Below are 10974 nucleotides of genomic sequence, written 5' to 3'. Positions count from 1 at the left end.
TATTCAGCTACATTTGCCCTGTTGCACAACGGGGCGAATGGCAAAGTTGCTTTGAATACGCACTACACCCGGCATGCGGGATAATTCCTCTTTGTGGATACGCTCATAATCCTGCATGTCTCGGGCTTCTACGCGTAGTAGATAATCAGCATCACCTGTCATCAGGTAACATTCCTTAACATCAGCACATTCTTTAATGCGGCTTTCAAAACGCCGAAGGCATTCCTCTGTCTGCTTTTCCAGCGTGATCTGCACAATAATGGTGGCAACTGCCGGGCTTTTCTGCCGAGCAATAATGGCGTGGTAGCCTTGTATGGTGCCCTGTTGTTCAAGCATGCGCACGCGGCGCAGACAGGCAGAAGGAGAAAGCCCCACTTTTGCAGCCAGCTCTGCATTGCTCAAGCGGCCATTGTGTTCAAGGTGCCGTAAAATGGCTTCGGTTACACGATCTGGCATAATCTGTCTTTTATGGTCTGGTATTGAAATTTTATTCTAAAATACAGGAAAAATAATATGTTCTGCAACACACAGGCAGGATATCTTACAAAACACCTGTTAAAATTCTGAAACCGAAACAAATAAGGGTGGCGGTTGTGAATACTGTTTCGTCCTCAGCTAGAACAATGTGGCCTGCATCTCGCGCGGGGGCGGTTCTCACGGTTAATCTGTCCGCTATTGCTGAAAATTATCGCTACCTTGTAAGCCGGTTGGGCAAAACGGCTTGTGCTGCAGTGGTTAAGGCTGATGCCTATGGGCTTGGTGTTGCGCAAGTGGCCCCCGTTTTGGAAAATGTCGGTGCAAAGCATTTTTTTGTCGCACATGTAGATGAAGGGCTTGCCCTTAGGCCCTATTTATCTCCTCATACATCTATCACGGTGTTACATGGCCCTCGGCCAGAAGCTGCTGAAGTATGTGTACGCAACAACCTGCGGCCTGTTCTCAATAGTTTGGAACAAATTGCAGTTTTGCGAAATCTGGCTGCCAAGATAGGCAAACCCTTGGATGTCGCCATTCAGCTTGATACGGGTATGTCCCGTTTTGGGCTTTCAGAAGCTGATATTGATACGCTAGCAGCGTCTCCAGAACTTCTTACAGGTTTGTCTGTCAGTTTGGTTATGAGCCATCTGGCTTGTGCCGATACCCCTGAAAATCCAGCAAATACCATGCAGCGTGAACGGTTTGAGGCCTATGCGCATGTGCTCCCCAAAGCTGCTTTAAGCCTTTCTGCATCATCCGGTATTTTTCTGGGGCCGCAGTTTCATTTTGATCTTGTCCGCCCCGGTGCTGCTTTATATGGCGTGGCACCACAGAATGAGGGTGATAACCCGCTTAAGCCTGTGGTTGGCCTGCAAGCGCATATTCTGCAAATTCGTCATTTATCCAAGGGAGACCGGGTAGGTTACGGGCTGACATGGCAAGCCAGTGGCCCGTGCCGTGTTGCCACTATTGCTACCGGTTACGCAGATGGTTTTGCCCGCGCCGGGGCTGCTGCAGGATGCGCTTGGTATAAGGGCTATCGGCTGCCAATTCTGGGCCGAATTTCTATGGATTCCATGACTGTTGATCTTTCTGCGGTGCCGGAAGGCCTGCTGGAGGAAGATAGCATGGTGGAACTTCTGAACGAGTCTTACGGCGTAGCTGCTGTAGCCAAAGCAGAAGGCACAATTGGTTACGAAGTACTGACATCTCTGGGGCGGCGCTATCATCGCGTTTACACAGCGGCTGCCTGAACAGTTTACCCAACAGAAAGATAAGCAGAAATGAAAATTCTGGTTCTGGGAAGTGGTGTTGTAGGGGTTACATCTGCCTGGTATCTGGCTAAGGCCGGGCATGAAGTTACAGTGGTGGACCGCCAGCCGGAAGCTGGTATGGAAACCAGTTTTGCCAATGCGGGGCAGGTTTCTCCCGGTTATTCTGCGCCATGGGCTGGCCCGGGTGTGCCGCTTAAATCCATTAGCTGGCTGCTGATGAAGTATCGGCCATTTGTATTTTGGCCCATGCCAGACCCGCATTTGTGGAAATGGCTTTTTCAGATGCTGGAAAACTGCACGGCCGCTGCGTATGACCGTAACAAGGGCCGTATGGTGCGTTTGGCTGAATACAGCCGTGATGTCATGCAGGATTTACGTGCGACCACAGGCATCACGTATGATGACCGCCAGCAGGGCACGCTACAGGTTTTTAGAACCCAGAAGCAGCTTGATGCAACAGCCAAGGATATTGCTGTTCTTAAACAGTATAATGTCCCCTACGAACTTTTGGATGTAGATGGCTGCGTAGCGGCAGAGCCGGGTCTTGCAGCATCTCGCCAAAAGATTGTTGGTGGTTTGCGTTTGCCGGGTGATGAAACCGGAGATGCCTTTAAATTCACACAGCGTCTGGCCAGCATGGCGCAGGAAGCCGGCGTAAAGTTTCTGTATGATACGGTTGTGCGCCGTGTTCGGTCTGAAAGTGGGCGTGTAACGGGTATAGAAACCTCTCGCGGCGTATTAACGGCAGATTCCTATGTGCTGTCATTGGGCAGTTTCTCTCCCGCACTGCTACGGCCTTTGGGGATTGATCTTCCAGTTTATCCCGTAAAAGGTTATTCGCTCACAGCATCTATTCAAAATGCAGATGCAGCGCCTGTTTCTACAATTATGGATGAAACCTTCAAAATTGGTATTACCCGTTTGGGGGATAGGGTGCGTATTGGGGGCACGGCAGAACTGGCTGGTTTTAGCCGCCGTTTGCGTAAACCCCGGCGTGAAACATTGGAACATTCTGTAACAGATCTGTTTCCCGGATGTTGCGATGTAGAGCAGGCACTTTTCTGGACAGGTCTGCGCCCGATGACTCCAGATGGCACACCGGTTATTGGACGCACAGGTTTGGACAATCTGTTCCTTAACACCGGGCATGGCACGCTTGGGTGGACCATGGCATGTGGTTCCGGCAAAGTGTTGGCAGATCTTATGTCCAACAAAAAGCCTGATATTGATGCGGCAGATTTGAATATCTTCCGCTATCGTCAGTCATAATTCTATCATCTAAAATTATTTTCAGGCACGGACGGAAAGCGCTTTATGCGTTTTCCGCTTGTGCGCACCGCAAAAAATCTACCCTCAAAAGCATTGTTTTTGCATACGCTGTGTTTCATGCTCACGTTTGTGGGAACCTTACACAGTTGCTGGAATGTTTTCATGCGTCTTGCATACAGGCCGCTTAGCTGGGCGGTTGTGTAACGTAATGGTCGGGACGGTCTGGGGTAACAATCGGATTTTTGGCGGTTATGAAAACAAAGTGCGTGCCTGATGTGTGGAAAAACAAGAAGCCGGATATTTCAGAAAAAAGAAAATCCTTTCTAAAAACTGGGGCTTTGCTTCTTGCCGGAAGCCTCTTTCTAGGTGTTGCCAGTGTTGGCGGGCAGGCTTATGCGCTTGCCCCTTCTGTGCAGGCACCACAGGCTTATACGCCCACACCGGCTGATGTGGCGATGGTATCGGATCTGGAGCAACGAACATTCCAGTGGTTCTGGGATTCAGCAGATCCGGCTACGGGGCTTATTCCAGATCGTTATCCATCAGATCAGAAGCAGGATAGTGTTGCATCTGTAGGTTTTGGTCTGACTGCTTATGGTATTGGTGTTAAGCGCCATTATATTACGCGCCAGCAGGCTGTAGAGCGTACGCTTACAACGCTGCGCTATATGTGGAAATTGCCGCAAAATGAGAGTGCGGATAAAGCCTCTGGCTATCACGGGTTTTTCTATCACTTTCTGGATAACCGTACAGGTTTGCGCCTGAACCCAGATATTGAACTTTCCAGTATTGATACCGCATTATTAATGCAGGGTGTTCTGTTCTGTCGTAATTTTTATACGCAGGATACTGCGCAGGAAAAAGAAATTCGCCAGCTTTCAGACCAACTTTTTAATAGAGTGGACTGGAAATGGATGGAACGTCCAGACCATCGGCTGAGCATGGGTTGGTCACCCGAGCATGGCTTTCTTCCTAATTATTGGGAAGGGTACAGCGAAGGTATGATGCTGTACATTCTTGCCTTGGGGGCTCCCGAACATGGGTTACAGCCTGTTTCCTGGCAAGCATGGCTGGCAACAAATGATAAGCGCTGGGGTGAAGAATACGGGCAAACATTCCTGAACTTTGCACCTTTGTTTGGGCATCAGTATTCCCACGCATGGATAGATTTCCGGGGGATTCAGGATAATTGGATCAGTGGCAAGGGGATTGATTATTTTGAAAACAGCCGACGTGCTGTGTATGCGCAACGTAATTATGCTGTGTCCAACCCCGGAAAATGGCAAGGTTACGATGCCAACACATGGGGCTTAACAGCCAGTGATGGCCCCGGTGATGTGACCAAAACAGAAAACGGGCAGACACGTCACTTCCTGTCTTACAGTGCCCGCGGTGTGGGGCGTGACTATACACAGGATGATGGCACCATTGCGCCAACGGCCGCTGGTGGTTCTGTGGCTTTTGCGCCGGAAATTGCCATTCCGGCATTGCGCACCATGAAAGAAAAATATGGAAACCATATTTACGGCAAATATGGTTTTGCAGATTCGTTTAATCCCAGCTTTCATGATGAGAAGCAGGATTACTGGGCCGATAATACTTACTTGGGTATCGACCAAGGCCCCATTTTGCTGATGGTGGAAAACTGGCGCAGCGGCCTTGTGTGGGACACAATGCGGCAAAGTGCTGTTATTCGCCGCGGTTTGCTGCAGGCTGGTTTTCATGGCGGATGGTTGCAGCAGGTCGCGCAGCAGCCTTCATCCGTTGTGCGTCGTAAGAGCTGAAAGTAAAAAGCCCCCCTCTTTTATAAGTTTCAAAGAGGGAGGCTTTTTTTAACCTTGATAAGATGCAATTTCGATCAGATTTTCATCCGGATCATGGCAGTAAACGGATGTAATGGGGCCTAGCGCACCAAGGCGGGCCACAGGGCCTTCTACAATTGTTACGCCGCAGGTTTTAAGGTGTTCGCAAACATCTTCACTGGTAATGGCGGTTACAAAACATAAATCGTTTCCGCCGGGCAGGGCATGTGTAGCTGTTTCCCAGCCTTCGGCATTATAAGCACGCAGGTTTAGCTTCTGGCCCCCAAAACGCAGCGCAGTGCGATTGTTGCGGCCATATTCTTCCCGGTCCATTCCCAGCACGCGCTGGAACCATGAAGCGGAAATTTCTACATCTCTTACAGTCAGCACCACATGGTCTAACCGATCTACTGTAAAACGCATGAAACCGCATCGCTCCCTTGCTGTTGGCCCCTTTGCTGCAAAGGGGCCAAGGCTGCTGTCTTACAGCTCAGCGTAGAAGTCGTTGCCCTTATCATCAATAACAATAAACGCAGGAAAATCTTCCACTTCAATTTTCCATACGGCTTCCATGCCCAGTTCAGGGTATTCCAGCACTTCCACCTTGCGGATGCAGTCCTTGGCAAGCCGTGCTGCTGGCCCACCAACAGAACCCAGATAGAAGCCACCATATTTCTGGCAGGCATCCTTCACGGCCTTGGAGCGGTTGCCCTTGGCCAGCATGACGTAGGAACCACCATTGGCTTGAAGTTCCGCCACGTAAGAATCCATACGGCCAGCCGTTGTGGGGCCAAAGGAGCCTGTAGGCATGCCAGCAGGGGTTTTAGCCGGCCCAGCGTAATAGACGGGATGATCTTTCAGATACTGCGGCAGGCCTTCGCCTTTTTGTAGGCGTTCGCGGAATTTGGCATGGGCGATATCACGCGCCACCACCACAGTACCCGTAAGGGCCAGACGGGTTTTGACAGGGTATTTGGAAAGCTCTTTGCGGATTTCATCCATCGGCCGGTTCAGGTCGATCTTGATGGCTTCGCCTTCCAGATGTTCATCTGTGGTTTCTGGCAGGAAGCGGGCAGGGTCATGCTCCAGCTGTTCCAGAAAGAAGCCTTCTGCTGTTACGCGTGCCTTGATCTGCCGATCTGCCGAGCAGGAAACACCAATACCAACCGGCAGAGATGCACCGTGCCGGGGCAAGCGGATAACGCGCACATCGTGGCAGAAATATTTGCCGCCAAACTGAGCGCCAATCCCCAGCTTGCGGGTAAGCTCCAGCACCTTCTGTTCCATCTCAACATCACGGAAGGCGTGGCCAGTCATATCCCCTTTGGTTGGCAGGGAATCATACCAGTGGGTAGATGCCAGCTTAACTGTTTTGAGTGTCTGTTCAGCAGACATGCCACCGATAACAATGGCCAGATGGTAAGGCGGGCAAGCGGATGTGCCGAGTGTCTTGATCTTGGTATCCAGCCAGTCCAGCAACTGCTGTTCAGACCCCAACAGGGCGCGCGTTTCCTGAAACAGGAAGGTTTTATTGGCAGAGCCACCACCCTTGGCAACGAACATCAGGTCCATCTGCTCATCGTGCTCACCAGCTGGGCTGGCAAAAATATCGCACTGAACGGGCAGGTTGGTGCCGGTGTTCTTTTCATCAAACATGGTGAGTGGCGCCATTTGGGAATAGCGCAGATTGGTGCGTGTATAGGTTTCGTACACACCTTTGGAGAAGGCAACTTCCTCGTTCCCTTCTACCCAGACACGCTGGCCTTTTTTGCCAAACACAATGGCGGTGCCGGTATCCTGGCACATGGGCAGCACGCCCCCTGCGGCAATGCAGGCGTTTTTCAGCAGATCAAGCGCCACAAAGCGATCGTTATCCGAAGCCTCGGGGTCTTTCAGGATGGAGGCAAGCTGTGTCAGATGTGCGGGACGCAGAAAATGCGCCACCTCATGAAAAGCCTGCGCAGTGAGTTCCGTAAGGGATTCGGGCGTAACGTGTAGAACAGTTTTGCCACCGCACTGTGATGTGCTCACACCTGCAAGATCCAGCTTGCGGTAGGTGGTTTTATCCTCCCCCATCGGGAACAGGGGAGAATAGGCAAATTCCGGCACCGGGGGGCGAGGGGGCTGGCTGGTCATTTCTTCGTGTCTTCTCCGTCAACCTGGCCCCGTTTGCGCCGGGGCTTCAGGCGGGTGATGGTCCTTTCTTACGGAAAGCGTCAAGACTCACGACCTGTGAGGACGAGTCGCTTTCCTCCGGCCCGTCCTGTTCGGGCTGGCCGGTGGTGGGTTCTTCCGGCGCGGGTTCCTCTGTTGGCTCCACGGCAGCAAAATGCAGGCTGAACCTTATGGCAGGATCAGCAAACCCAGTAATAGCCTGCACAGGAATAACCAGTATGGAGCCAACACCCCCAAAGGAAAGACCGACAGAAACAGTTTTTGCTTCCCGGTCCACCTTCAGATCCCAGAACTGGTGCTGGAGCACGATGGTCATTTCATGCGGATACTGGGCGCGAAGTCTGGCAGGAATATCCACGCCGGGAAAATCCGTAAGGAAAGTCAGATAGAAATGGTGCTCTCCTGCAAGCCCTTCGCGGCTCACATGTTCGAGCGCATTCAACATCACACTGCGGGAGGCTTCATTCAGCCAGCGTTCATACGGCAGCAGGCTGGGAGCCGGAAAAAGGGATTCGTCCTGTGTGGGGTCGTGGTCATCAGCCATATTATTTGCTCCTTGCCGCCACCGGGGTTGCCCCGGCTTTTTGATCGAATATTTATATAACGCAGGGATGCGCGAAAGATCACGCCAGTGCAAGCACGCCGGACATGTTTGTTGCAACACCAGCCATGCAGGCCAAAGTATAGCGTTTAAAACAGAGCTGAATTTGGAAAATTGAGGTGGGAGGGCTTCTGTTGCCCGGTGCCCTCCCGAACCGCGCTTATCGCTTATGCAGCAACAGCGAGCACCTCAGAGTTATCATTGGCACTTGTAAAAATAGCCCGATAACGGTGGTACAATACCGGGCAAAAAGAATATCTTTACTGCGCGTGTCGAGCCTATTTCGTCCCCATCTGTCCAAACCCTTGAGAGGCCGGATGATTGGTGGAGACGCCGGGTACCGCCCCCGGGTCCACTACGCCTATTCCATATTCCGTTTATTGCCATAGTCAGAAGCGAACTTCTAACACCTCAAACATAGGCGGGAGTGTAAGGCTGCGCAAGGTGTTTGCAGTAAGAAAATTACAGGGTGCAACAGTAGCATCCATGGTGCTCTATGGAGTATGGAGGTCTGAATTCAGACCACGGTTAGGAATAAGGCGGCATGGCACTTACGGAAGAACAGCGGGCGGAAATAGCAGCTCACGGGCAGGAAACCTTTGCCACGCGCAGGCCTACCGTGCCAGCGCTGGAAGCCATGCTGTATGAACCGCAGGAAGTGCTGGATCATGGGTTCCTGCGCGTTATTGACTACATGGGGGATGATGCTGCCATTGTGCAGGCAGCGCGTGTTTCATACGGTCGGGGCACTCGCAAGGTTTCAGAAGATGCGGGGCTGATCCGATATTTGATGCGCCATCGCCATTCTTCACCGTTTGAAATGTGCGAGATGAAATTTCACGTCAAACTGCCCATTTTTGTGGCACGGCAGTGGATTCGGCATCGCATGGCCAGTGTGAATGAATATTCTGCACGTTATTCCATTCTAGACAGTGAATTTTACCTGCCAGCACCAGAACATATGGCCGCACAGAGTGAAGTGAACCGTCAGGGACGAGGACAGATTCTGGCTCCACAGCAGGCTGCTGAAGTTCTGGATATCCTGCGTGACGATGCCATGCGGACGTATCGTGATTACGAAAAAATGCTGGATGCAGAAAACGGGTACGGTCTGGCCCGTGAACTGGGCCGTATTAACCTGACCCTGAACACCTACACCCAGTGGTACTGGAAGATAGATCTCCATAACCTCATGCATTTTCTGGCCCTGCGGATTGACCCGCATGCGCAGTATGAAATTCGTGTTTATGCAGAAATTATGCTGAAGATTCTGCACGCGTGGGTGCCGGTAACAGCCAGTGCTTTTGAAGAATATCGCCGTGGAGCAGTCACATTCTCTGCAACCATGATGCAGGTTCTGCGTCGTATGTTGGCCGGAGAGAATGTGGAGCAGAAAGGTTCTGGCCTCAGCCGCCGTGAATGGGACGAAATGATGGCCAGTTTAAAAGGCTGATTGCCAGAGTGTTACCCTAACCATGACAAGCAAGTTGGACGATAAAAACGCATCAAAGAAGGAAGCCCCCTTCTTTGAGCAGATTAAGAAGGAAGGCTTGCGCGGTAAAAAGTTACGGCAACCTTTTAGCACGGCACATCTGCCGCCGTTGTGGCCTTTCGTGGTTATTGCTGTTGTGCTGGTGGTTGTATGGGGTGTTCTGTTTATGAATGCCCCAGCCACCAAAGATAAGTGGCATTTTGAGTTTTGTGATCAGGCGCAGGGTGGAATGAAAAATATTTGCCCTAAGCTGGGTCCGTAAGAATGGCATGTTATAGATGCCTCGTAATTTCTAAAATTTAATGGAGTATAGAATGACAAATTTTATGCGACGTATCTCTATAGTGTTTTCCGGTATGGCTCTGCTCGGGCTGGCATATCCTGTTCATGCAGACACATTGCGGGAAAAACAGACAGAAGCTTGCAAAGGGGATGCTCTGCGCCTTTGTGCGCTGGCTATTCCCAATGAAAAGAAAATCACACAATGCATGGAGCGTAAGCAGGATAAGCTCAGCCCCAAATGTCGTGCTTTTTTTAAAAAAGGTTCAAAAACACCTTCGGCACATAAGCCAAAATCCAAATAATTACTTGTTCAGTTTGTAAGAAAACCGGCCGCCCGTTGAATGAAGGGAACGGCCGGTTTCTCTTTTAAAACTGTTTACTTTTGCAGTTGTGGCCGCAGCATTTCTGCAACTGTATGTGCGATGTGGCGCCATGCTTTGGCACCTTCACCATCCGGGTTTTCAATAATACCGGGCACGCCTTTGTCCCCACTGGCGCGAATATCTGCCAATAGTGGAACTTCACCTAGGAAAGGCACACCCATGGCTTCGGCTTCTTTCTTGGCGCCGCCATGGCCAAACAGTTCTGTATTGTGTCCGCAATTCGGGCAGCAGAAATAGGACATGTTTTCAATCAGGCCCAATACGGGCACATTTACTTTTTCAAACATTGTCACGCCGCGGCGCGCATCAATCAGTGCGATATCCTGCGGGGTAGAAACAATAACAGCGCCGGTTAAAGGCACTTTTTGTGTAAGAGAAAGCTGCGCATCGCCGGTGCCGGGTGGCAGATCCACCACCATTACGTCCAGATCTCCCCAGGTTACATCTGTCAGCAGCTGATTGATGGCGCCCATCACCATGGGGCCGCGCCAGATCATGGCGGCCTTTTCATCAACGAGCATACCCAGGGAAACAGCTTTAATCCCCCATGCTTCAACAGGCTGCAGTTTGCCGTCTATAACCTCGGGCTTGCCTGTTGCGCCCAACATGCGGTGCAGGGAAGGGCCATGAATATCTGCATCCAGCAGGCCAACTTTCAGGCCCTCCAAACCAAGCCCAACGGCCAGATTGGTTGCAGTGGTGGATTTGCCCACGCCCCCTTTGCCCGAGGCCACGGCAATAATGGTTTTTACACCGGGAAGAATAGGGGCATTGCCATCAGCCGGGGCCACACCCCCTAAAGGACGATGCCCACCAGATGCTGCTTTGGGTTTTGCTGCGGCTCCGGCAGGGCGATGTGCTGTAAGAATAATACTGGCACTTTGCACACCCGGAAGGGTTTCTAGCTGACGGGCAGCGCCATCGCATAAAGCAGAAATGGTTTGGGCATGTTCCCGCGCGACAGCAAAAGCGACAGAAAGTTTGCCTTCCGTAAGTGAACAGCCTTCCAGATGCCCATAAGCCAGCAGGTTTTTGCCCGTTTGTGGGTCTTTTACATTTTCCAGAACACGAGTGATGTCCTGAGAGGAAACGGAGGGAGGCTGGGCCACAATTTTGCTCCTGTTAAGGGTGATGAGGTCTGTTGTGTTGGCAACAGCAAGTATGGCTTGCCGTCAAGGGGAAGGCCTGCGCGGGATGTTGTGCAGGTTCAGTATGTTTC

At 51.4% G+C, this 10974-nt stretch carries 11 protein-coding genes and 1 other RNA gene; 6 read left to right on the top strand and 6 right to left on the bottom strand.

Going from position 1 to position 10974, the window contains the following annotated elements; translation table 11 throughout:
• Window positions 1-3 precede the first annotated feature (3 nt).
• Window positions 4-456 (bottom strand): Lrp/AsnC family transcriptional regulator, encoded by a 453-nt coding sequence (locus EOV40_RS12120; protein WP_050818658.1) that lies wholly within the window; start codon window positions 454-456, stop codon window positions 4-6.
• 128 nt (window positions 457-584) lie between these two features.
• On the opposite strand from EOV40_RS12120, the gene alr reads away from it, so the two are divergent.
• From alr to EOV40_RS12105, 3 genes are all read left to right on the top strand, one after another.
• Window positions 585-1730 (top strand): alanine racemase, encoded by a 1146-nt coding sequence (alr, locus tag EOV40_RS12115; RefSeq protein ID WP_128106089.1) that lies wholly within the window; start codon window positions 585-587, stop codon window positions 1728-1730.
• 30 nt (window positions 1731-1760) lie between these two features.
• Window positions 1761-3020 (top strand): D-amino acid dehydrogenase, encoded by a 1260-nt coding sequence (locus tag EOV40_RS12110; RefSeq protein ID WP_128106088.1) that lies wholly within the window; start codon window positions 1761-1763, stop codon window positions 3018-3020.
• Between the two features lie 251 nt (window positions 3021-3271).
• A complete protein-coding gene (locus tag EOV40_RS12105) occupies window positions 3272-4804 on the top strand; it encodes a glucoamylase family protein (RefSeq protein ID WP_128106087.1) in 1533 nt (510 codons plus the stop codon).
• Window positions 4805-4852: 48 nt separating this feature from the next.
• On the opposite strand, the gene EOV40_RS12100 is transcribed toward EOV40_RS12105, so the two are convergent.
• The 4 genes from EOV40_RS12100 to ssrA all read right to left on the bottom strand — a co-directional run bounded on the left by EOV40_RS12100 (window position 4853) and on the right by ssrA (window position 8045).
• Window positions 4853-5245 carry a VOC family protein gene (locus EOV40_RS12100; protein WP_003624614.1) on the bottom strand — a complete coding sequence of 131 codons (393 nt, stop codon included), beginning with the start codon at window positions 5243-5245 and terminating at the stop codon, window positions 4853-4855.
• A 60-nt stretch (window positions 5246-5305) separates the two neighbouring features.
• Window positions 5306-6958 (bottom strand): fumarate hydratase, encoded by a 1653-nt coding sequence (locus EOV40_RS12095; protein WP_128106086.1) that lies wholly within the window; start codon window positions 6956-6958, stop codon window positions 5306-5308.
• A gap of 46 nt (window positions 6959-7004) precedes the next feature.
• Window positions 7005-7541, bottom strand: a complete 537-nt coding sequence (locus tag EOV40_RS12090; protein ID WP_128106085.1) for an SspB family protein — start codon at window positions 7539-7541, stop codon at window positions 7005-7007.
• 177 nt (window positions 7542-7718) lie between these two features.
• Window positions 7719-8045: a transfer-messenger RNA gene (ssrA, locus tag EOV40_RS12085) on the bottom strand.
• A gap of 97 nt (window positions 8046-8142) precedes the next feature.
• On the opposite strand from ssrA, the gene thyX reads away from it, so the two are divergent.
• Genes thyX through EOV40_RS15340 form a run of 3 tightly spaced genes read left to right on the top strand, consistent with a single transcriptional unit; the run spans window position 8143 to window position 9674 of the window.
• Window positions 8143-9051, top strand: coding sequence for an FAD-dependent thymidylate synthase (thyX, locus tag EOV40_RS12080; RefSeq protein ID WP_050818649.1), 909 nt, complete (start codon window positions 8143-8145; stop codon window positions 9049-9051).
• 22 nt (window positions 9052-9073) lie between these two features.
• Window positions 9074-9352 (top strand): hypothetical protein, encoded by a 279-nt coding sequence (locus EOV40_RS12075; RefSeq protein WP_050818647.1) that lies wholly within the window; start codon window positions 9074-9076, stop codon window positions 9350-9352.
• Window positions 9353-9392: 40 nt separating this feature from the next.
• Window positions 9393-9674 (top strand): hypothetical protein, encoded by a 282-nt coding sequence (locus tag EOV40_RS15340; protein WP_128106084.1) that lies wholly within the window; start codon window positions 9393-9395, stop codon window positions 9672-9674.
• Between the two features lie 74 nt (window positions 9675-9748).
• On the opposite strand, the gene EOV40_RS12065 is transcribed toward EOV40_RS15340, so the two are convergent.
• Window positions 9749-10864: an Mrp/NBP35 family ATP-binding protein gene (locus tag EOV40_RS12065; protein ID WP_128106083.1), complete on the bottom strand. Its 1116-nt coding sequence runs from the start codon at window positions 10862-10864 to the stop codon at window positions 9749-9751.
• Window positions 10865-10974: the final 110 nt, after the last annotated feature.

It is taken from the genome of Acetobacter oryzoeni, assembly GCF_004014775.2.
GTDB lineage: Bacteria > Pseudomonadota > Alphaproteobacteria > Acetobacterales > Acetobacteraceae > Acetobacter > Acetobacter oryzoeni.
This window is presented reverse-complemented; position numbering and strand designations above follow the sequence as displayed.